The sequence below is a fragment of the Streptomyces scopuliridis RB72 genome, assembly GCF_000718095.1.
GTDB classification, from domain to species: domain Bacteria; phylum Actinomycetota; class Actinomycetes; order Streptomycetales; family Streptomycetaceae; genus Streptomyces; species Streptomyces scopuliridis.
The window spans coordinates 12,710-33,856 of the sequence record NZ_JOEI01000042.1 but is presented as its reverse complement, the minus strand read 5'-3'; the positions used below and the strand labels follow the sequence as shown (position 1 = coordinate 33,856).

The 21,147-nt window shown below is 73.0% G+C and carries 14 protein-coding genes; 7 read left to right on the top strand and 7 right to left on the bottom strand.

The annotated features are described in order from the left end of the window. The first annotated feature begins 176 nt into the window (after positions 1–176). Positions 177–1,334 (top strand): ROK family transcriptional regulator, encoded by a 1,158-nt coding sequence (locus IF11_RS0135000; protein WP_030355849.1) that lies wholly within the window; start codon positions 177–179, stop codon positions 1,332–1,334. A gap of 32 nt (positions 1,335–1,366) precedes the next feature. On the opposite strand, the gene IF11_RS0134995 is transcribed toward IF11_RS0135000, so the two are convergent. From IF11_RS0134995 to IF11_RS0134985, 3 genes are all read right to left on the bottom strand, one after another. Then, positions 1,367–2,131, bottom strand: a complete 765-nt coding sequence (locus tag IF11_RS0134995) for a GntR family transcriptional regulator (RefSeq protein ID WP_030355848.1) — start codon at positions 2,129–2,131, stop codon at positions 1,367–1,369. A gap of 256 nt (positions 2,132–2,387) precedes the next feature. Further along, entirely contained in the window at positions 2,388–3,284 is an 897-nt protein-coding gene (gene sigJ, locus IF11_RS0134990; RefSeq protein ID WP_030355847.1) for an RNA polymerase sigma factor SigJ, read from the bottom strand. Between the two features lie 68 nt (positions 3,285–3,352). Next, positions 3,353–4,273: a DMT family transporter gene (locus IF11_RS0134985; RefSeq protein ID WP_051746471.1), complete on the bottom strand. Its 921-nt coding sequence runs from the start codon at positions 4,271–4,273 to the stop codon at positions 3,353–3,355. Between the two features lie 47 nt (positions 4,274–4,320). Between IF11_RS0134985 and pdxR the strand changes: the two genes are divergently transcribed. The 6 genes from pdxR to IF11_RS0134950 all read left to right on the top strand — a co-directional run bounded on the left by pdxR (position 4,321) and on the right by IF11_RS0134950 (position 15,202). Beyond that, entirely contained in the window at positions 4,321–5,790 is a 1,470-nt protein-coding gene (pdxR, locus tag IF11_RS0134980; RefSeq protein ID WP_030355845.1) for a MocR-like pyridoxine biosynthesis transcription factor PdxR, read from the top strand. A gap of 100 nt (positions 5,791–5,890) precedes the next feature. Then, a complete protein-coding gene (locus IF11_RS0134975; RefSeq protein ID WP_030355844.1) occupies positions 5,891–7,519 on the top strand; it encodes an alkaline phosphatase D family protein in 1,629 nt (542 codons plus the stop codon). Positions 7,520–7,589: 70 nt separating this feature from the next. Then, on the top strand, positions 7,590–8,966 hold the full coding sequence (locus IF11_RS0134970; RefSeq protein WP_030355843.1) for an SWIM zinc finger family protein: 1,377 nt from the start codon (positions 7,590–7,592) through the stop codon (positions 8,964–8,966). Continuing rightward, positions 8,963–11,557: a DUF7824 domain-containing protein gene (locus IF11_RS0134965; RefSeq protein ID WP_030355842.1), complete on the top strand. Its 2,595-nt coding sequence runs from the start codon at positions 8,963–8,965 to the stop codon at positions 11,555–11,557. Before IF11_RS0134970 ends, IF11_RS0134965 begins: the two co-directional genes overlap by 4 nt. Before the next feature lie 118 nt (positions 11,558–11,675). Next, a complete protein-coding gene (locus IF11_RS0134960; RefSeq protein ID WP_078491080.1) occupies positions 11,676–13,085 on the top strand; it encodes a GNAT family N-acetyltransferase in 1,410 nt (469 codons plus the stop codon). Between the two features lie 434 nt (positions 13,086–13,519). After that, positions 13,520–15,202: a DUF885 domain-containing protein gene (locus IF11_RS0134950; protein ID WP_030355839.1), complete on the top strand. Its 1,683-nt coding sequence runs from the start codon at positions 13,520–13,522 to the stop codon at positions 15,200–15,202. An 88-nt stretch (positions 15,203–15,290) separates the two neighbouring features. On the opposite strand, the gene IF11_RS0134945 is transcribed toward IF11_RS0134950, so the two are convergent. From IF11_RS0134945 to IF11_RS0134930, 4 genes are read right to left on the bottom strand one after another with little or no spacing between them, the layout of a single operon-like run. Further along, positions 15,291–16,142 (bottom strand): SDR family oxidoreductase, encoded by an 852-nt coding sequence (locus IF11_RS0134945; protein ID WP_030355838.1) that lies wholly within the window; start codon positions 16,140–16,142, stop codon positions 15,291–15,293. 50 nt (positions 16,143–16,192) lie between these two features. Next, positions 16,193–19,246: an AAA family ATPase gene (locus IF11_RS0134940; protein ID WP_030355837.1), complete on the bottom strand. Its 3,054-nt coding sequence runs from the start codon at positions 19,244–19,246 to the stop codon at positions 16,193–16,195. Continuing rightward, positions 19,243–20,409, bottom strand: a complete 1,167-nt coding sequence (locus IF11_RS0134935; RefSeq protein WP_030355836.1) for an exonuclease SbcCD subunit D — start codon at positions 20,407–20,409, stop codon at positions 19,243–19,245. Before IF11_RS0134935 ends, IF11_RS0134940 begins: the two co-directional genes overlap by 4 nt. 54 nt (positions 20,410–20,463) lie before the next feature. Beyond that, on the bottom strand, positions 20,464–21,084 hold the full coding sequence (locus tag IF11_RS0134930) for a YigZ family protein (RefSeq protein WP_030355835.1): 621 nt from the start codon (positions 21,082–21,084) through the stop codon (positions 20,464–20,466). Positions 21,085–21,147: the final 63 nt, after the last annotated feature.

The following is a 21,147-nucleotide window of genomic DNA, read 5'->3' as shown; positions in this document are numbered from 1 at the left end:
GCGGCGATCGCAAGGCGGAGGATCGGCGTTGTGGATGGCCCGGCCGTACTCGGGCGACTCCGACAACGCGGCGAGCGTGCGCCCGCCGCGGCAGCGGCTGATGTCACTGCGGCGTCGCGGGCCCGCGAAGATCGGCCGGACAGGACCTACACGCGCACGAGCTGGGAGGAAACACCGTGGGGCGGCTGACCGGTGGAGACCCTTCGCTCCTGCGGCGGATCAACTCCGCGGTGGTGCTGCACTCCCTGCGGGACGCCGGTGACCTCACGCTGACGGACCTGACACGGATCACGGGGCTTTCCCGGCCGACGGTCGAGGGCGTGGTGGAAGGGCTGATCGAAACGGGCCTGGTCGTGGAGTCCGCGCCGGCGGAGGGCGAGGCCCGTAAGCAGGGCCGCCCCGCGCGCCGGTTCCGATTCCGGGCCGAGGCCGGACATCTGCTGGGCATCGAGATCGGGCCGCACCGCGTGGCCGCGCTGATCTCCGGGCTGGACGGCCGGATCATCGGCGCCGGTTCACGGGTGGTCTCGGAGACGGCCGACGCGGACGAGCGCCTCGACCGCGTACGGCTGGTCGTCGCCGATGTGCTGCGCCGCACGGGGGTGTCACGCGGCTCGCTGCGCGCGGTCGGGGTCGGCAGCCCCGGCATCGTGGAGGCCGACGGGACCGTACGGCTGGGCACCGCGCTGCCGCAGTGGACGGGCCTGCCGCTCGGCGAGCGGCTGCGGCGCTCGTTCCGCTGTCCGGTGCTGGTGGAGAACGACGCGAACGCGGCGGCCGTGGCCGAGCAGTGGAAGGGCGCGGCCATCGACTCCGACGACATCGTCTTCGTACTGGCCGGGCTCAGCCCCGGAGCGGGCGCCCTGATCGGCGGGCGGCTGCACCGCGGCTTCGGAGGGGCGGCCGGCGAGATCGGCGCGCTGCATCTGCTCGGGCGCGGCGCGACCCCGGAGACGCTGCTGTCGACGACGGACGAGCCGCTGCACCCGCTCGACGAGCAGGCGGTGGCGAAGGTCTTCGCCGATGCCAAGGGCGGGGACGTCCGGGCGCAGGAGGCTGTCGAGCGGTTCATCGAGCGGCTCGTGCACGATGTGGCGGCGCTGGTGCTGGCGCTGGATCCGGAGCTGGTGGTGATCGGCGGCTGGGCCGCCGGGCTCGACGGCGTACTGGACCCGTTGCGCGACGAGCTCTCCCGCTTCTGTCTGCGCCCGCCGCTCGTGGCGCTCTCGCTGCTCGGCGAGGCGGCGGTGGCCACGGGCGCGCTGCGGCTGGCTCTCGACCATGTCGAGGAGCAGCTGTTCGCGGTGGAGGGTACGGTGACGGCCCGCCGCTGAGCGACGGGCCGTACACACCGGACAAGGGGGCTTCAGGACGCGCGGCGCTCCTGCGGCTCCTCGCTGATCTCCAGGTCGCCGGAGTCCCCGAAGGTGAGCCGGCAGGTGTCGGCGCGGTACGTGGCCACCGATACGGCGGCGCTACGGCCCGCCACGACATAGCGCGTCGTGACGACGAGGACGGGAGCGCCGGGCAGCCGGTCCAGCTCCCTGGCGTCGTCCGCGCGCGCGGAGCCCAGTTCCACGGCGCGGTCCTGGCCGTCGAGGCCGAGACGCTGAAGCTCACGCAGGACGGCGCGGGCGCGCGCCGGGCCCTCGGGCGCGTCGATGGCCGACAGCTCGGGCACCGACGAGGACGGTACGTAGAGCAGTTCCGCCGCGACGGACTGGCCGTGCGTGGAGCGGACCCTGCGGACGGTGTGGACCTCTTCGTCGGCGGCCGTCTCCAGCAGCCTGGCCACCGCGGCCGGCGCGGGCGCCGTGGCGCAGTCGACGGGCTGCCAGGCGTCCCGTACGGTGCCGGGCCATTCGTGCTGGGTGGTGGAGACGTCGACGCCCACGCGCGGCGGGGCGACGGTCGTACCAACGCCGCGGCGGCGCTGGAGCCGGCCTTCCAGCTCCAGCTGTTCGAGGGCCTGCCTGAGCGTGGCGCGGGCGACTCCGAACCGGGCGGCGAGGTCACGCTCGTTGGGCAGGACCTCCCCCACCGCGAAGTCGGAGTCGAGCGCTTCGCCGAGCACGGTCTTGAGGTGCCAGTACTTAGGCTCCGGCACTGTTTCCAGCTGCGTGGTCCCCACCCTGATCCTCCGCAATCGCCGTCTCTCCGGCGGGTTTTCCGTGCCCTTGTTTATTAAAGGTTCCTGCACTAAATAGCGACGATAGGACGGGCCATCCCGTTGGTCAAGACCAATCCTCCGTCGGTCACGGAGAGAAGTCACTCTCCGACTCAGGGTGTTCACAGTACGTTCGTACGCTGGTGAGGCGCGCGTGACATGGGCCCGGTCGTCCGGATCGGATCCGGGACCGGGTATCGCCGGGAGCGACGAGCAGGGCTTACGCGGAGCGGCGCTCCAGGACGGCTCCACCGAGCTTGTCCGGATTCCGCACGATGTAGACGCACTCCACCTTGCCGTCCCTGATCTCCAGCTGGAGGACGAGATCGGGCACTCCGCCGGCGAGGACGAGCACCGCGGGGGCGCCGTTGAACTCCATGACCCGGAAGTCGTACAGCACCGCCTCCCCCGAGACGGCGAACAGGAACCGGCCCACCTTGTCGGCGCCCTCGATGACCCGCAGCGGCGCCTTGGCCTTGCCGCCGCTGTCGCCGACCAGCCGTACGTCGGGCGCCAGCAGGGCGAGCAGCGCGTCGAGATCGCCACCCCCTGCGGCGGCGAGGAACCGCTCGGTGAGAGCGCGGCGTTCGGCCGGGTCGACGTCGAAACGCGGTCTGCGTTCCTCGACATGGCGGCGGGCCCGGGCGGCCAGTTGTCTGACGGCGGCCTCGCCGCGCTCCAGGGTGACGGCGATCTCGCCGAACGGGAAGCCGAACGCCTCGCGCAGCACGAACACCGCGCGCTCCAGCGGCGAGAGGGATTCGAGGACGACCAGCACGGCGACGGACACCGAGTCGGCGAGCAGGGCGCGCTCGGCCGTGTCGGGGACGGCGGGTCCGAAGTCGGTGACGACCGGTTCGGGCAGCCAGGGGCCGACATAGGACTCGCGCCGCGCCTTCGCCTGCCGGAGCCGGTCGAGGGCGAGGCGTGTGGTGATCCGTACGAGATACGCGCGCGGCTCGCGGATGTCCGTACGGTCGGCGGCGCTCCAGCGCAGCCATGCCTCCTGCACCACGTCCTCGGCGTCGGCGACCCCGCCGAGCATGCGGTAGGCGACCCCGGTCAGTACGGGCCGGTGCGCTTCGAATTCGTCGGTGCTCGCGGTGTCGGTCGCCACGTGCCCATCCCAGCCGATGGGCGCACCGGCTGTCCAGGTGATTTGGCCGCCGTGTCGGGGTCGTACGGCTACCGGGTCGCCGGTACGTCCTCCCGGGCCGGGGCCGCCGTCGGCCGCCGCTTTCCGAGGACCCCCGAGCCGCAGGCCACTCCCGCGCCGACCAGCAGACTCCCGGCCGCCTGTGCCGCGCCGTACGTCCCGGTCCCCACCAGGGGCGCGGTGAGCGCGGCGGAGACCGGGATCAACCCCGAGAACAGGGTGGCGCGTTCGGCGCCGATGCGCTGCATGCCCATATACCAGCAGACGAAACCGATCACGGTCACCACCACGGCCTGCCAGAGCAGCGCGGCGGTCTCCTGGCCGGTCGGGGTCCGCAGTACGGCGGCGCCGTCGAGGACGAGTCCGGCGATCAGGGCTTCGACGGCGGCGATGCCGCAGACCGTGGCGGACAGCAGCCGGGGGCCGAGCGGTCGCAGTACCGGGACGGCGATGACCGCGAAGCCGACCTCGCCGAGGAGCGCGCCCACCGACCAGACGATGCCCGCCGCGTCCGTACGGCCCCACCCCTGGACGGCGCAGGCGCCGGCCGCCACCAGCAGCGCCCCGATCACCGCGGGGCGGGCCGGACGGCGGCGGGCCGTCAGCGGGATCAGTACGGCGACCACGACCGGCGCGCACCCGACGAAGACCCCGGGAACGGCGGGCTCCGCGGTCCGTTCGGCGGCCAGGATCGCGAGGTTGAACCCGACCATACCGATCGCCGCGAGCGCCGCCAGCCGCCCCCACTGGCGACGGGTCAGCGAACGCAGGGTGGCCGCAGCGCCCCGGCCGGCCAGCGGCACGAGCAGCAGGCAGGCGATCCCGTAGCGCAGGGCCTGGCCGCCCGCGTAGGGATAGGCGCCGAGGAGGCTGTTGGCGGTGAAGGAGGCGCCGACGAGGACGCAGGCGAGGGCGGCGAGGAGCGCCCCTTGGACGGAGTTCACTTTCATGAGACCGACGCTAGGGAGGCGGGCGGTCCGGTTTAAGGTCCATTCCCATGGCGTCATCGGGGACCAATCCACCGCCCTCTTCAGCGTCCGGCTCTTCGGCCGGGCCTCCAGGGGAGGGCGGGACGGCCGCGTGGGAGCTGCTGACGACGGCCGCCGCCGCTCCCGCCCGCGGCAGGGGCCGTGCGCTCCAGTCCGCGCTGCGCGAGGCCGTCCGCTCCGGCCGGCTCGGCGCCGGCACCCGGCTGCCCGCCAGCCGTGAGCTGGCCGCCGATCTGGGGGTGTCGCGCGGACTGGTCACGGAGGCGTACGAGCAGCTCACGGCCGAGGGGTATCTGCGCAGCGGACGCGGCGCGGGCACGTGGGTGAGCGACGCGGTACGGGCGGCGGCGCGCGAGATCCGCGATCTCGCCCCGCGTCCGCCCGGGGCGCGGGCCGACTTCCGTCCCGGCACCCCGGATCTCTCCCTCTTCCCGCGCGCGGCCTGGTCGGCGGCGCACGCGTCCGTACTGGCGCGGCTGCCGCACCACGCGCTGGGCTACCCCGATCCGCGCGGGCTGCCGGCGCTCCGTACCGCGCTGGCGGCTCTGCTGGCCCGGCGGCGCGGCGTGGCGGCCGATCCGGAGCGGCTGATGGTCTGTTCGGGGGTGGCCCAGGCGACGACGCTGCTCGGGTTCGCGCTGTACGGGCGCGGGCTGCGTACCGTCGGCATGGAGGATCCCGGCAGCCCGGAACACGCCTCGCTGTTCGCCTCGTCCGGGCTCGGGACCGTCCCTCTGCCGCTGGACGCGGAGGGGCTGGCTCCGGGGCCGCTGGCGCGTTCGGGGGTGCGTGCGGTGGTGACGACTCCCTCGCACCAGTTCCCTTCGGGGATCTCGTACTCGCCGGAGCGCCGTACGGAACTCCTGGAGTGGGCCCGGTCCGTGGACGGCTTCGTCCTGGAGGACGACTACGACGGCGATTTCCGGTACGACAGGGCGCCGGTCGGCGCGCTCCAGGGGCTGGACCCGGAACGCGTGGTCTATACGGGCTCGGTCAGCAAGTCGCTGGCGCCCGGACTGCGACTGGGCTGGCTGCTGGCCCCACGCGAACTGCTGGACGAACTCGTCGAGCGCAAGCGCACCATGGACCTGGGCAATCCCTCACTCGATCAGGCGGTGCTCGCGGAGTTCATCGAACGGGGCGGTTACGACCGTCAGTTGCGCCGCTGTCAGCGCGCCTACCGGGAGCGGCGGGACGCGCTGGTCACGGCCCTCGCCACCCACTTCCCCGGTACGGAGGTCAGCGGGATCGCGGCGGGGCTCCATGTCATCGCCCGGCTGCCCGAGCGCTACGGCCCCGAGCCGCGCTTCCTGCGGCGGGCGGAGGAGGCGGGGATCGCGCTGCGTCCGCTGGCGGACCACGGGACGGCGCGGCCTGCGGACGGCCACGTACGACTGGTCATCGGGTACGCGCAGTTGACGCCGGGCGGGATCCAGCGCGGGGTACGGCTGCTGGCCGAGGCCGTCGCGGACAGGTAGCGCGCGGCCGGTTGTTCACCCCGGGTTCGCGCTCCGGCCGCCGCCGGGCGTTAGGCATGGCATGACACCCCGGCGCACCATCTGCCCAGGAGACGCATCAATGTCGCACAACCCCGGTAATACCTCCTCTGCCTCCTCTTCCTCGCCCGCCGCCGACGTACCGAAGGCACCCGCCCGCCGCAGTGTGCTGCGCGGTTCGCTCGCCGCCTCGGCCGTGCTGGCTCTGCCCGGTGCCGCGCTCGCGGGCGCCGCCCCCGCCCAGGCCCTGCCCGGCCGGCCGCGCGCCGCCTGGGGTGTGCAGGCCGGCGATGTCACCTCCTCGTCCGGGCTGGTGTGGGTACGGTCCGACCGGCCCGCCCGCATGATCGTGGAGACCTCGGCGACCGAATCGTTCCGCCGCGCCCGCTCCTGGCACGGCCCGCTGCTCGGCCCCGGCACCGACTTCACCGGTACGGTCCCGCTGCGCGGACTGCCGGCCGGCGAGCAGGTGCACTACCGGGTGACCCTGGCCGACCCCGAGGACCCCCGCCGTACCGGCGAGCCGGTGTACGGCACGTTCCGTACGGCGCCCACGCGGCGTCGGCAGGGCGTGCGGTTCGTGTGGTCGGGTGATATCGCCGGACAGGGCTGGGGCATCAACCCGGACATCGGCGGCTTCACCGTGTACGACGAGATGCGCCGGCTCAACCCCGACTTCTTCCTGTGCAGCGGCGACACGATCTACGCGGACGGCGTGATCGAGCCGAGCGTGACGCTGCCCGACGGCCGGATCTGGCGCAATATCACCACTCCGGAGAAGGCGAAGGTCGCGGAGACACTGGCCGAGTACCGGGGGAACTTCCGGTACAACCTGCTCGACGCGAACGTACGAAAGTTCAACTCCGAGGTCCCGTCGATCACTCAGTGGGACGACCACGAGGTGCGCAACAACTGGTACCCGGGCCAGATCCTGGACGATGTCCGCTACACCGAGAAGAACGTGGACGTGCTGGCCGCCCGCTCCACGCAGGCGTTCCACGAGTACTTCCCGATCTCGGCCTCGCCCGCGCGCGGGGCGGACCGGCGGGTCCACCGCGTGGTGAACCACGGTCCGCTGCTCGATGTGTTCGTCCTGGACATGCGGACGTACCGCAACGCCAACTCGCCCGGCCGGCAGACCGACGACACGAACGGCATCCTCGGCGCGGAGCAGCTCGCATGGCTCAAGCGCGAGCTGTCGCGGTCGCGCGCGGTGTGGAAGGTGATCGCCGCCGATATGCCGATCGGACTGGTCGTGCCGGACGGTACGGCGAACATCGAGGCGATCGCCCAGGGCGACCCGGGCGCTCCGCTCGGCCGGGAACTCCAGATCGCCGAGCTGCTGCGGTACATCAAGCACCAGCGGATCACCGGCACGCTGTGGCTGACGGCGGACGTCCACCACACCTCGGCGCAGCACTACACGCCGGAGCGGGCCGCCTTCAAGGACTTCGCGCCCTTCTGGGAGTTCGTCTCGGGCCCGATCGCCGCGGGCCAGTTCCCGGCCAGCAAGCTGGACGACACGTTCGGTCCCGACCGGGCCTTCGTCAAGGCGCCGCAGGGCCAGAACCTCTCCCCGATGGAGGTCCCGCCGCTCTTCGGCGAGGTGGACATCGACGGCGCCAGCGGTGAACTGACGGTCCGGCTGCGGGAAGAGGGCGGGACGGTGCTGTTCACGAAGGTGCTCCAGCCGGGGAAGGTCGGCCAGTAGGAGCCCGCGGCTCCGCCTGGCGGGGTTCGCCCGAAGTCGATTGTCAGTGCCGGGATCTAACGTCTTTTCCATGACGCGATCCGTACAGGCGCTTGCCTATTCCCGTCCGTCCGCCCTGGAGAGTGCGCGGGGCGGACGGCTGCTCGGCCTGGAGACCTCGGGCGGGCTCACACCCACCGGTGCCGAGGCGCATCCGCGCTTCTTCTCCGGGTTCCTGTCCTCGCCGCGGGCCGCCGCCCGGGGGCTGCTCGCGGTCGCGGATGTGGCGGGCGCCCGGTACTACCGGCAGGTGCCGCGTGCGTCGCTCGATCCGGTGGTGACGGGCAACGGCGACCGGCTGCGCTTCGAGTCGTTCTCCGGCTGCTGCGGGGTGTACGCACGGCTCGATGTGGGGCGGGACGGGCTCGACGGCGCGGAGACCGGGCATGGCACGACCAATGTGGATGTGAACAATCCGCTGCGTGAGGCCCTGTCCCGGATGACCGGTGACGATCCGCTGCATCTGCGGGTGGGGCCCGATGAGTTGGCGGTCACCACGCTGGATGGCGCGGTGGTGGAGAAGAAGGTCCCGCTGCCCGACCGGTGGCTGCGCGGCTTCGCCGAGGCGCAGGTGGTCTCGGCCGGTTTCGATCTGCGGGCCGAGCTGACCGCCGCCGAGGCCGTCCGTTTTCTGCGCTCGCTGCCACGCGGCTCGGGCAGCTCCTCGCGCGGGGCGATGTGGGTCGTACCGGCGGGCAGGACGCTGCGGCCGACCACCAGGCCGGCGCCGGGAGCGGTGTGTCTGCCGGGTCCGCACCGGCTGGTGGCGTTGCAGCGGGTGCTGCGGGACGCGACGGCGCTGCGGGTGTACGGGCCGGTGGCCGACGGAGCCGCGACGGCGAGCGCCTGGGAGGTGGTGCTGCCGGGGATGCGGCTCACGCTCACGCTGTCGCCCGACCCGGCGCGCGGATTCTCCGGTGAGGGCGGGGTGCTGGAGGCGCTGGCCACGGAAGAGGCCGCCGAGGACGCCGAGTTGGTGTCCGTACTGCTGGCGTGGGAGCCGCGGATCGACCCGGCGGAGCTGGCCGCGCGGGCGGGGCTGACGGTGGAGCGGGTACGGGCCGCGCTGATCCGGCTCGGGACGGCGGGCCGGGTCGGCTACGACATCGCGGACGCCGCGTACTTCCACCGCGAGCTGCCGTATGACGCGGACCGCGCCGAGCGGCATAATCCACGGCTGGTCGCGGCGCGCGCCCTGGCCTCCTCGGGGGCCGTCGTCCTCGACGGCGATCTGGCGTCGGTGGCGTCGGGAGAGCGGCGCTATCAGGTGCGGGAAGCGGACGGCATGCTCAGCTGCACCTGCCGGTGGTGGGCCGACTACCGGGGGAAACGCGGGCCGTGCAAGCACGCACTGGCCGTCCGGATGGCGCGCCGCGAGGCCGTCGTGACCGTGGGCGGTGTGCGATGAACGAGCTGCTCGATGTCGTACGGGCCGGCCGGGCCGATGCCGTTCCCGGGCTGGTCGAGCCGATGACCGCGGCGGACCGCAAGGAGGCGCTGGCCGCGCTGAAGGCGCTCCGCAAGGAGCTGCGCGACTGGTCGTGGGACCGGTGGCGGGAGCGCAGACGGATTCAGCGTGCGCTGGTGGTCGCCGGGACGGGCTGTCATACGGGGGCCGCGGCGACGGCCGCGTGGATCGGCGCCCGCGATCTGCGCGAGGGTTTCTCGCTGCCGCACGAGCTGATGCTCGGCCTTCTCGCGGACCGCGAGCCGGGCTGGCTCGGTGATGTCGCGCACCGGCTCGCGGGCCGGGCGTCGACCGCGCGGCTCGATTACCCGTTCATCGCGGGCCTGGTCCGGCTGGCGGGATGTCCCGTACCGGACACGGACGAGTATGTGCATGGCTGGGCCGAGGCGGCTCCGTCCCATGGCCGGCTGCTGCCCGCGCTGCGGAAGGATCCACAGCTGCCGGTCATGGTTCCGCGCCTCTTCGAGACGGCCGAACTCCCCGGCCCGCTCGTCTGGTACGGCGATGCCACCGATCCGCACCACTGGCCGTCGGTGCTCGCCGTCCTCGCCGAGGAAGAGGTGGTGGAGCGGCGGCTGCTGGTGGACGCCTCCGTGGCGCGGCTGCTGCGCGGCGGGAAGCCCGGCGATCTGGACTTCTTCCTGAAGCTGCTCGACCGGCTGGCGTTGACCCCGGACGAGGAGCGCGACCGCGCGTCCGACTGGATCGGTATGGCGTCGGACGGCACATCGACGGTGGCCGGGCACGCGCAGCGCGTGCTCGCCCGGCTGGCGCTCAGTGGCGCTCTGCCCATGCGGAGCCTGGCCGATATGTCGGCGTCGGTGCTGTTCCGGCCGGAGAAGAAGCTCGTCCGGGCCCAACTGGTGCTGATGGGCAAGGTCCTGCGCGCGGACGGCGGCGGCGCGGGAGAGCTGTTGCCCGTGGCGGCCGAGGCGTTCGGACACGAGGACGCGGGCATCCAGGAGCGGGCGCTGAAGCTGGTGGTACGGCATCTGTCCGCCGTCACAGCGGATCAGCGGTCGGAGCTGGCCATGGCCGCGGCCCGGCTGAGCCCGGTCCACCGAGCGCGGGCCGCCGAGGTCTTCGACGAGCTGCCGGTGGAGCTGGATTCCGGTCCGTACGAGGAGATCCTGCCGCCCGCACCGGAGCCGGCGCCGCTGGTTCCGTCCCCGTCGGACCTCGCCGAGCTGGTGGAGCAGACGTCGGCGCTGATCACCTCGGCCGGTGCGATGCCCGACTTCGAACGGGTGCTGGACGGTCTGGTCCGGCACGGCTACCGGGACCGGGCGGCGCTGGCCGGCTCGTTGCGCGACGCGCTGGCCGCCTGCTGGTGGATGAAGGACGGAACGCCGCGCAACCGCGACGAGTGGCTCTCCCGGAACTCCGACGGGGTGGAAGTCGTGGCCGCTTCGGTGCTGGACAGGGTGTCCACCAAGGCGCTGTGGAACGCGAACACGCGAGGGGTGAGCCGGGGGTCCTGCGCCCACGCCACGCTGAACGGGGTGATCGACGCGCGGCTGTGGGAGGCCGCGTATCTGATACGTACCCGACCGCTGCCGTTCCTCCTCGCCACGCCGACCTGGGAGACGGGCGCGCTGGACCCCGATGTGCTGGTGGAGCGGCTGGGTGAGTACCAGCGTCTGTGTGCCACGCCGGCTCCGGTCGACTTCGCCCAGGCGCTGCTACGGGTACGGCGCGGCCGGGACCCGGAGACGGCGCGCGCGGCGGCGGCGCTCGGCACCCCCGAGGCCGGCCGGCTCGCCGCCTGGCTGACCGGGGACGGGACATCGCTGCCCGCGCTCGACGGCGGTGCGGAACGGGAGAAGAGCACGATAGCCGCACGACTGGGACAGGGTCTGGCCATCCGGCGGGGGTTCCCGCGGGCGTTCCGCTGGCTGGGCCTTCCGGACGTGCCTGACGAATCGCGGTGCTACCACTGGAGCGGGGAACGGCACGACAACTGGCCGGCCGTCCTGCCCGAGGACCGGGAGACGCTCGCCGCGTGGCTGCTGCCCGAGGTGACCGCCTGCGCGCGGGACGACCAGCGGGGCGGGTCCTGGTGGCTGCCGCTGCTCGCCGAGAGCGGTGGCCCGGCGGGCCGCTCGCTGCACCGGGGCGTGGCATACGGTCTCGGGGCGCGTCACCCGGAGGACCGGCTGTCGGCAGTGGACGCGCTGCTGGTGCTGGCCACCCGCGGTGACCTGGACGGCGAGCTGCTGGGCCGGGAGTTGGCCTCCCTGGTGAACTCGGGCGAGGTCAAGGCGAACCGGTCGGCCGACGCCGTCCGTACGGCCGCGGCGACCGGCGCCCACGCCACGGTCTGGTCCGTACTGGGCGCGGCGCTGCCCGGTCTCCTGGCTCCGGGAACCGCGCGTCCCGGGCTGGGGGAGATACTGTCCGTGGCCGCCGAGTGCGCGGAGCGGTGCGGTGCCACCGGGGACATACCCGGGCTGGCGGAGTTGGCCGGGCGCGGGGGCAGCTCGCGGCTGGTCGCGGAATCGGCTCGGCTGCTGGCCACATTGCGCTTCTGAAGCGAATACTCCGCGCCAAATTTGACCAAAGACCGGCCAAAAGGGAACAGATCCATACTTAACCCATCAGTCACACACCGTTCGTGATCACGCAACACCATTCCGTCAGAGTGAGGTCATGACCAATGTGACTTCCGCGAAGAGTGTCCGCCGCCCGCACCACTGGCGGCGGGACCTCGTTGAACTGGCCGCCCTGTTCACCGCCGTGGCTGTCGCCGATGCCCTGGCGAACATGATCGCCCATGGACCCGACGGAGCGTTCCTGCTGGTCGCCTCCGCCGTGGCGCTGATCGCCACGGCCATGTTCCACACATGGTGGGCACGAAGGCACGGTCATGCCCCTCCGCCGTCCGGCAGCCCGGCCCCGCCGGCACCGGACACGCGGGAGGGCGCGGCCCCGGCCGAACCGGTGGAGACGACGCTCTGGCGGATGCGGACCACCGTGCGGGACGAGCCGGGCAGTCTCGCCGCGCTGTGCACCGCCTTCGCCACGCACCATGTCGACATCCTCACCCTCCAGACCCATCCGCTGGCCGACGGCACGGTCGACGAGTTCCTGCTGCGCGCCCCGTCCGTGCTCCAGGCGAAGGACCTCACCCGCGAGATCTCGGCCGCGGGCGGCAGCAGTACCTGGATCGAGCGCGCCGACGCGCACGATCTGGTGGACACCCCGACCCGGGTGCTCGGCCTCGCCACCCGTACGGCCCTGGACGCCGCCGAACTGCCGCTCTCGCTGCGCCAGTTGCTCGGGCGCTGCACGATCCGCTCCCGGCCCGCCGGATCCCTCGGCGACCGTTCCGCCGACGAGAGCGCGCCGGTCGAAGGGGTACTGGACGGAACGGAGATGCGGCTGAACGACCCGCACGGCGGCAGCATCATCGTCGAACGCCCGTATCTGCCCTTCACCCCGACCGAGTTCGCGCGGGCCCGGGCGCTGGTCGAGCTGGACGCCCGGCTCGGCCCGCGTATCCCCCGCAGCCAGGATGTGCTCACGCTGCCCGAGGGCGAGGAGATCACCATCCGCCGCGCCGACCGCGGCGACCTCGACGCCGCGCTCGCCATGCACGCCCGCTGCTCCGCACGGACGCTGGGCCTGCGGTACCACGGCCCGGTCGGGGACGCCGACCGCTATCTGAACCATCTGCTCAGCCCGCGCTTCGGACGTACGCTCGCGGTCGAGACGGAATCCGGCCGGCTCGTCGCCCTCGGCCATCTGCTCTGGGACGGCGACGAGACCGAGGTGGCGCTGATCGTCGAGGACGCCTGGCAGCGGCGCGGTATCGGTTCCGAACTGCTGGGCAGGCTCGTGGCGCTCGCCGTCGAGGCCCGGTGCGGCAGCGTGTACGCCGTCACGCAGGCGTCCAACACGGGCATGGTCGCGACCATGCGGGATCTCGGTCTGCCGCTGGACTACCAGATCGACGAAGGAACGCTGGTCATCACGGCCCGGCTGGAGCCGACGACCGCGCGGGTGCTGCCTCCGTACGGCGACTCGGAGATGTTCGACCACGAGCAGGCCGATCGCTGAGCGCTGGGTAACGGACCTGCCCGGACCAGGTGACCGGCGGGGTGACCGGGCCGGGCGGGTTCCGGGCGGGTCCGGGGGGATTCCGGGCGGGTCCTGGGGGATTCCGGGCGGGTCCGGGCATCTGCTACGTCATGATCCAGCCAAAATCGGCGGAGGTCCCATGGCCCTGCTCCCCCTTCCCGCCGGAGCACGCCGCCGGGAGCCGACCGGCCCGGACGGCTCTCCGGTCCATGCGTCGGTGGCGGACAGAGCCGATCCGCGACGGCTGGTACCGGACGAATTCACCTCGCGGCCCGAAGTCTCCCGTGCCGAGCCCCGGTTGGTTTTCCGGCACGAGGACCGCGGTCCCCGAGGCCATCGTCATCGGCCAATCCGGCAGGTCCGCCGGACACCAGGGATGTGACGCGGAGTTCTCTCTCGGAGAGGATGTCCGCATGTCAGACACATCCGGCAGCGCGCTGCCCCGCCAGGTCGCCGACGCCTACGTCGACGCACTCATCGAACTCGATCCGATCACCGGAACCTATCTGGGCGTCGCGGAGAGCTCCCGTCGCCTGCCCGACTTCTCCCCGGCCGGACAGCAGGCTGTCGCCGATCTCGGCCGGGCGACCCTCGCCCGGCTCGATGTGGCCGAAACGCTGCCGGGCGCGGACAGCGATGCCGAGCGGCGCTGCGGCCGGCTGCTGCGTGAGCGTCTGACGGCCGAACTCGCCGTCCATGACGCCGATGAGGGGCTGCGGCTGGTCAGCAACATCCACTCGCCCGTGCACCATCTCCGCGACGCGTTCCCGCTGACCCCGGCCGAGACGGACGAGGACTGGTCGGCGATCGCCGAGCGGCTGCGTGCCGTGCCCGCCGCGCTGGCCGGATACCGGGAGTCGCTCGCCCTGGGCCTGGAGCGCGAGCTGCTGGGCGGTCCCCGGCCCACCGCGACCTTCATCGAGCAGCTGACGGAGTGGGTGGGCGAGGAGCGCGGCTGGTTCGAGGACTTCGTCTCCGCCGGTCCCGACTCCCTCCGTACGGAACTGGACGCCGCCGCGCGCTCCGCCACCGCCGCGCTCGCGGAGCTGCGGGACTGGATGCGCGAGGTGTACGCGCCCGCCGTCGAGGGCGCCCCGGACACCGTGGGCCGGGAGCGTTACGCCCGCTGGTCGCGGTACTTCAACGGCACCGATCTGGATCTGGACGAGGCGTACGCGTACGGCTGGTCCGAATACCACCGGCTGCGCGCCGAGATGACGACCGAGGCCGAGAAGATCCTGCCGGGCGCGGGCCCCTGGGAGGCGCTCGCCCATCTCGACGAGCACGGGGAGCACATCGAGGGGGTCGACGAGGTCAGGGTCTGGCTCCAGAAACTGATGGACGAGGCCATCGACGCGCTCGACGGCACCCACTTCGAACTCGCCGAGCGGGTACGGCGCGTGGAGTCCCGGATCGCCCCGCCGGGCGGCGCGGCGGCCCCGTACTACACGGGCCCTTCCGAGGACTTCTCGCGCCCCGGCCGCACATGGCTGCCGACCATGGGCGAGACCCGCTTCCCGGTGTACGACCTGGTGTCGACCTGGTACCACGAGGGCGTCCCCGGCCACCATCTGCAGATCGCGCAGTGGACGCATGTCGCCGATCAGCTCTCCCGCTACCAGGCCTCGGTCGGCCAGGTCAGCGCCAACGCGGAGGGCTGGGCGCTCTACGCGGAGCGGCTCATGGACGAGCTGGGCTTCCTGCCGGACGCGGAGCGCAGGCTCGGTTACCTGGACGCGCAGATGATGCGCGCCTGCCGGGTGATCGTGGACATCGGTATGCATCTGGAGCTGGAGATCCCGGCGGACTCGCCGTTCCACCCGGGCGAGCGCTGGACGCCCGAGCTGGCGCAGGAGTTCTTCGGGAACCACAGCGGCCGGCCCGCGGACTTCGTGGAGAGCGAGCTGACCCGCTATCTGTCGATGCCGGCCCAGGCGATCGGCTACAAGCTGGGCGAGCGTGCCTGGCTGCTCGGCCGTGAGAACGCCCGCAGGGCACACGGCGACGCGTTCGACGCGAAGGCGTGGCACATGGCGGCGCTGTCGCAGGGCTCGCTGGGCCTCGACGATCTGGTGGACGAGCTGTCGAAACTCTGACCTGTGGAGGGGAGGGGTGGCCGGGCTCAGTCGAGAGACATGAGCCCGGCCGCCGTCGGCCGGAAGCCGGGGCTCTCGGCGGCTCCGGTCAGCGGCGGAGTCCGCCCTCGGAGTCGATGACCTGACCGGTGATCCATTCGGCCTCGTCGGTGGCCAGCCAGGCGATCAGCCGGGCCGGGTCGTCGGGCATCCCCCAGCGGCCGGCCGGGAACATCGCCGCGATCTCCTCGTACGCCGCCCCGGTCAGGTAACCCGTGTCGACGGGCCCGGGGTTGAGGGTGTTGACCGTCACCGCCTGCTCCGCGAGCGAGGTGGCCAGCGAGCGGGTCGCGGAGGCGATTGCGCCCTTGGCCAGACCGTACGCGATCTCTCCCGGCATCCCGCCCGCGATGTCCTGACCGGACGTCATCATCATGACCCGGCCGCCGGGCGTACGGCCGGGCAGCGTCGCGCGCCGCCGGGCGTAGGCCTGAATGAGCAGGATCACCGACCGGGTGTCGACCGCCCAGTGGGCGTCGAGCATCGCCGCGTCGATGGTGTCGAGTGTGCCGTCCTGGCCGCTGAGCGCGTGATTGGCGACCAGGATGTCGAGCCGCCCGCCGAGCGCTTCCGCGGCGGTGGCGATCAGCGCGGCGGGCGCCTCGGCCCCGGACAGATCGGCGGGTCCGTGCACCACCCGCGCCTCCGGATCCGCGCGCGCCTCCCGTACGGCGGCGGCGACGGCTTCCGGACCGTCCGGATCGGCGCCCCAGGGCCGGCCGGCGTCGTGCGGCACATGGTGATGGAGATACACGCTCGCGCCGTACGCCACGAGACGCCGGGCGACCGCGTATCCGATGCCGCCGCGCCGGCTGGCACCGGTGACCAGCGCGGTTCGGCCGCGCAGCGGCAGCGGGTCACGGCGGAGCGCTTCGGGGGCGGGGGGTTCAAGTGCGGGCATGGGTAACGATCCTGGTGTGCGGGGGGCCCGCTGTCCATACGGTTTTCTCCTCAGGGGGATCCCTGTGTCCCCTGTCGGATCGCCGAGCCGTGCCGGTCCTTGACGATCTCCAGCTGGGTGGGGATACGGCGGCGCAGGTCGGCGACGTGGCTGACGATGCCGACGCTGCGGTCGCGCTCCCGGAGCGAGTCCAGCACGTCCAGGACCTCGTCCAGCGTCTGGTCGTCCAGACTGCCGAAGCCCTCGTCGATGAAGAGGGTGTCCAGCCGTACGCCACCGGCCTCATCGGTGACGACATCCGCGAGGCCGAGCGCGAGGGCGAGGGACGCGAAGAAGGTCTCGCCGCCGGAGAGTGTCGAGGTGTCGCGGGCGCTGCCGGTCCAGGCGTCGATGACCTGGAGCCCGAGCCCGGAGCGCCGCTGCCCGCCCGTTCTGGCGTCGGAGTGGACCAGGGCGTAGCGGCCGGAGGACATGCGCTGGAGCCGTACGGTGGCCGCCGCCGCGACCTGTTCGAGGCGGGCCGCCAGGACGTAGGACTCCAGGCGCATCCTGCGCTCGTTGTCGGTGGAGGTGCCCGCGGTGAGACCGGCGAGGCGGGCCACCCTGTCGTACTCCTCGCGCACCGGGCCGAGTGCGCGTACCTCGGCCTCGGCCAGCCGGGAGAGTCTGGCCAGCTCGGTGCGGCGGCTCCGGGCGGTGGTGGCGGCGGACGACGCGTCGCGCAGGGCGCGTTCGGCGGCGTCGTGGGCCGCCTCCGCGTCCTCGGTCCTGGCGGGCGGGTGATCCGCGGCGGCCCGGGCCTGTGGTTCCGCGAGCCGGTCGGCGACCGCGGCGGCCTCGGCCCGCCAGTCGTCCAGCCGGTGCTGGAGTACGCGCCGGCCGGTGTCGGTGAGCAGGGCGTCCGCGGCGGCTTCCGGGGTGTCGAAACCGGCCCGGAAGGCGGCGGACGCGAGCCGGCCGTCGGCCTCCTTGAGGCGGAGCGCGGTGGTGTCGACGGCCCGTACCGCCTCGGCGGCCTCGGCGAGCCGGCCGGCCCGGTCCGCCAACTGCGCGGCACGCTCGGCGACACTGCTCGCGCCTCCCCGGGCACGGCTCAACTCGGCTTGCAGCGCACTCTGTTCGCGTTCGAGGGCATCACGCCGCGAGGTACGGGCGGCGACGCGGCGTTCGGCCTCGCGCTGTGCGGTGAGCCGGTCCTCGTACTCACGCTCAGCACGGCCCAGGGCCTCGCGGGCCGCGTGCGTACCGGCGGCGACGCGGCGCGCCTCGGTGTGCTCCCGGTCCAGCCGCTCGGTGAGCGCGGCGAGTTCGGCCACGCTCGACTCACCGGCCGCCGCGCGGGCCGCCGCGTGTCGCTCCCGTATCGCCGCGTGCTCACGCTCGGCGCGCCCGCGGGCCTCGACGGCGTTCCGGTACGCCTCCAGCGCCGTGTCCTCCACCGCGGGGTCGACATGGCCGTCGGTGGCGAGCGCGGGGCCGGGATGCGCGGCGGAGCCGCAGACCGCGCACGGTTCGCCGTCGACGAGCCGGGCGGCCAGCTCGGCGGCCATGCCGGCCAGCCGTCGTCCGCGCAGGTCGAGCCAGTGCTCATGCGCCGTATTGGCGTGCTCCCGGGCCGAGTTGAGGTGCCGCCCGGCCTCGGAGGCCGCCGCTTCGAGGGTGTCGCGGCTGCGGGCCGCGTCGAGCCGCCGGCGCGCGGGGTCGAGTTGTCCGGCGAGCTGTTCGGCGCGGGTCGCCGCCTCCTGCGCGGCCTCGATACGGTCCTGGAGGGCGCCGCGTCGGGACTCCCACCCGGCGAGCCAGTCGGCCGCTTCCTGGAGGACCTCGTCGTCGGCCCGCGCCTGCCGGTCCAGATCGGCGCGCTCGGCCGTGATCTCGGTGTCGCGGTGTTCGGCGCGCCGGGCGGCGTCGAGCGCGCCCAGTTCCTGGCGCAGATTCCCTTCCAGCGCGGCGAGTTGTTCCGCTCCGGCGTCGGTGAGACCGGTGGGCAGCAGCGTGCGGGTGCGCGCGTACTCGGTGGTGGCGGAGCGGTGTGCCTGTTCCGCTTCGGCACGCAGCGAGAGCGCCGGCGCGACCAACTCCGCCTTGTGGGAGCGCTCCAGCCCGGCCCGCGCCCGCTCGTGCTCGGAGCGCTGTTCCTCCAGCGCCTCGGCGCGGCGCCGCGTATCCGCGAACCGCTGTTGCAGCGCGGCCAGTTCACGCTCGGCGTCCAGCGCTTGCCGGGCGGCCGACGCGCGGCTCTCGGCGGCGGTGAGGGCGGATTCCGTGATGTCGGACCACTCATGGGCGCCGGTGCGGATGACCGCCGCCCACTCCAGGACGGCCCCGGCGAACCCCGCGTCACCCGGCCGCAGTTCGGGCAGGGGCGGCGAGGTGAGGTCGCCCAGGGGCGGCGCCGTGCGGTTGCCCGGAGACGACGCCGTACGGTCGCCAGCCTCCTGGGCGAGGCGCTGCGCGACGGCGAGAAGCCGGTCGTCACCCGCGCGCACCCGGTGCTCGGCGGCGCGCCGCAGCTCGGCGAGGCGTTCCTCGACCGCGGCGAACCTGCGGGTGTCGAAGAGCTTGCCGAGGAGTTTGCCGCGCGCCTCGGCGTCGGCGCGCAGAAAGCGGGCGAAGTCGCCCTGGGGCAGCAGCACCACCTGGCAGAACTGATCCCTGCTCATCCCGAGCAGCTGGCCGATCTCCTCGCCGATCTCCTGGTGGGAGCGGCTCAGCGCCCGCCATGTGCCGCTCTCCGCGTCGTACTCGCGCAGCCAGGTCTGTGCCTTCTCGGTGGTGAATCCCTTCGTCCGCTTCTTCGGCCGGAGCTGAGCGGGCCGCCGGACGATCTCCAGCCGCCGGCCGCCCACGGTCAGATCGAGGCCGATCTCGGTGGGGGTCCCGACGGGCGCGTGATCGCTGCGGAGCGTGGCCCCGGGGCTCTGGCGGGCGCCCGGCACGGCGCCGTACAGCGCGTAGCAGACCGCGTCGAGCACGGAGGTCTTCCCCGCGCCGGTCGGGCCGTGCAGCAGAAAGAGCCCGGCGGCGCAGAGCGCGTCGAAGTCCACTTCCTCGGTGGCGGCGAAGGGCCCGAAGGCGGTGATGGTCAGCCGGTGCAGCCTCACGGGGTCACCTCGCGCACCGTCGCGTCGACCCGTACATCCTCGAAGGCGGTGCGCAGCACCCCGCGTTCGGGCTCGTCGGGCCCCGATCCGCCGCGTACATGCGCCACGAAGTCCTCCGCGATCTGCTGGTCGGTACGGCCCGCGAGGCGCTGGGCGTAGGAGGAGAGCGGGTCGTCGTCCCCCCGCTCCGGGTCGAAGACAAGGCTGAGTGTGTACGGGAAGCGCTCGGCGAGCCGGGCCATGGGTTCGGCGGGGCGTACCGGATCGGTCAGGGTCGCCTCGACCCATGACTCCTCGTGACGCGCGAGCCCCGGATCGTCGAGCAGTTCGTCCAGCGTGCCCCGGATCCTGGCCAGGGCGCGCGGCACCGGACAGTCGATCCGCTCGGCTTCGATCTCGCCCTCCGGCCCCAGCTCCACCAGCCACATCGTCTTGCGGTGTGTGGTCTCCGAGAAGGAGTACGCGAGCGGCGAGCCCGCGTAACGGACGCGCTCGGTGAGGGTCTGGGCGCCGTGCAGATGCCCCAGGGCGACATAGTCGACACCGTCGAAGATTCCGGTGGGCACGGCCGCCACACCGCCCACGGTGATGTCCCGCTCGCTGTCGCTGGGCGCGCCGCCCGCGACGAACGCGTGCGCGAGGACGACGGAGCGGGTGCCCGCACCGCGTTCCGCGAGATCGGCCCGTACCCGCTCCATCGCGGCGCCGAGCACCGTCTCGTGGCCGGCCTTGGAGACCTTGAACTCGCCCCGTACCAGGGCCGGTTCAAGATACGGCAGTCCGTAGAAGGCCACCTCGCCGTGCGCGTCCTTCAGCAGGACGGGAGTGGCGCAGCCGGCCGGGTCGGTCCGCAGATGGATCCCCGCGCGCTCCACCAGACCGGCGAGGACGCCGAGCCTGCGGGCCGAGTCATGGTTCCCGGAGATCATCACCGTCGGCACGCCGGCGTCGGCGAGACGGTGCAGGGCCCGGTCGAACAGCTCCACCGCGCTGAGCGGTGGCACGGCCCGGTCGTAGACATCGCCCGCGACGACGACGGCGTCCACGTCGCGGTCACGTGCCGTGGTCACGAGATGGTCGAGGAACGCGGCCTGGGCGTCGAGCATGCTCACGCGGTGGAACGACCGCCCGAGATGCCAGTCCGACGTGTGCAGAATCCTCAAGACTGGCCCTCCAGAGGGCGGCAGATGCGGGGCATATCACGCATGTTGCACATGTCAGGCAAAGGCTTCTCCGCCGAGCTCCAGCACGGCGGTCCCCGCCGTCGTATCAGCCAGCCACGCGCGGAACGCCGGTACCTCCGAGTCCGGCAGGCCGATCTCGATCGTCACCGCCTCGGCGTACCGTACGTCCCGCACCACACGCCCGGTCGCCCGCAGATCGTTCTCCAGCCGGCCCGCGCGCTGGTGGTCGACAGTGACGGTCGCCAGCCGGAAGCGCTGCCGGGTGAGGGTGCCGACGGCGTCCAGGGCCTCGCCCACCACGCCCCCGTACGCCCTGATCAGACCGCCCGCGCCGAGCTTGACCCCGCCGTAGTAGCGGGTCACCACCGCGGCGGTGTAGCGCACCTCACGTCGCATCAGCATCTGGAGCATCGGCGCCCCCGCCGTACCGCCGGGCTCGCCGTCGTCACTGGCCTTCTGTACGGAGGCGTCGGCGCCGATCACATACGCGAAGCAGTTGTGCGTGGCCGTCGGGTGCGCCTTGCGGACGCGCGCGACGAACTCCTGCGCCTCCTCCTCCGTCGCCACGGGCGCCAGCGCGCAGATGAAGCGCGACCGGTTGATCTCGGTCTCGTGCACGCCCGCGCGGGCGACGGTTCGGTACTGCTCCTGCATCCCCCCACCCTATGCGGGGCCCGCTCGGCGCTTCGACCGGCGTTCGACCTGCGTTCGATCGAC

Excerpts from the sequence above, each read along its gene's own strand:
- IF11_RS0134950 (WP_030355839.1), top strand. The coding sequence starts at position 13,520 with ATGTCAGACACATCCGGCAGCGCGCTGCCCCGCCAGGTCGCCGACGCC.
- IF11_RS0134960 (WP_078491080.1), top strand. The coding sequence starts at position 11,676 with ATGACCAATGTGACTTCCGCGAAGAGTGTCCGCCGCCCGCACCACTGG.
- IF11_RS0134985 (WP_051746471.1), bottom strand. The coding sequence starts at position 4,273 with ATGAAAGTGAACTCCGTCCAAGGGGCGCTCCTCGCCGCCCTCGCCTGC.
- IF11_RS0134945 (WP_030355838.1), bottom strand. The coding sequence starts at position 16,142 with ATGCCCGCACTTGAACCCCCCGCCCCCGAAGCGCTCCGCCGTGACCCG.
- IF11_RS0134930 (WP_030355835.1), bottom strand. The coding sequence starts at position 21,084 with ATGCAGGAGCAGTACCGAACCGTCGCCCGCGCGGGCGTGCACGAGACC.
- pdxR (WP_030355845.1), top strand. The coding sequence starts at position 4,321 with ATGGCGTCATCGGGGACCAATCCACCGCCCTCTTCAGCGTCCGGCTCT.
- IF11_RS0134965 (WP_030355842.1), top strand. The coding sequence starts at position 8,963 with ATGAACGAGCTGCTCGATGTCGTACGGGCCGGCCGGGCCGATGCCGTT.
- IF11_RS0134975 (WP_030355844.1), top strand. The coding sequence starts at position 5,891 with ATGTCGCACAACCCCGGTAATACCTCCTCTGCCTCCTCTTCCTCGCCC.
- IF11_RS0134970 (WP_030355843.1), top strand. The coding sequence starts at position 7,590 with ATGACGCGATCCGTACAGGCGCTTGCCTATTCCCGTCCGTCCGCCCTG.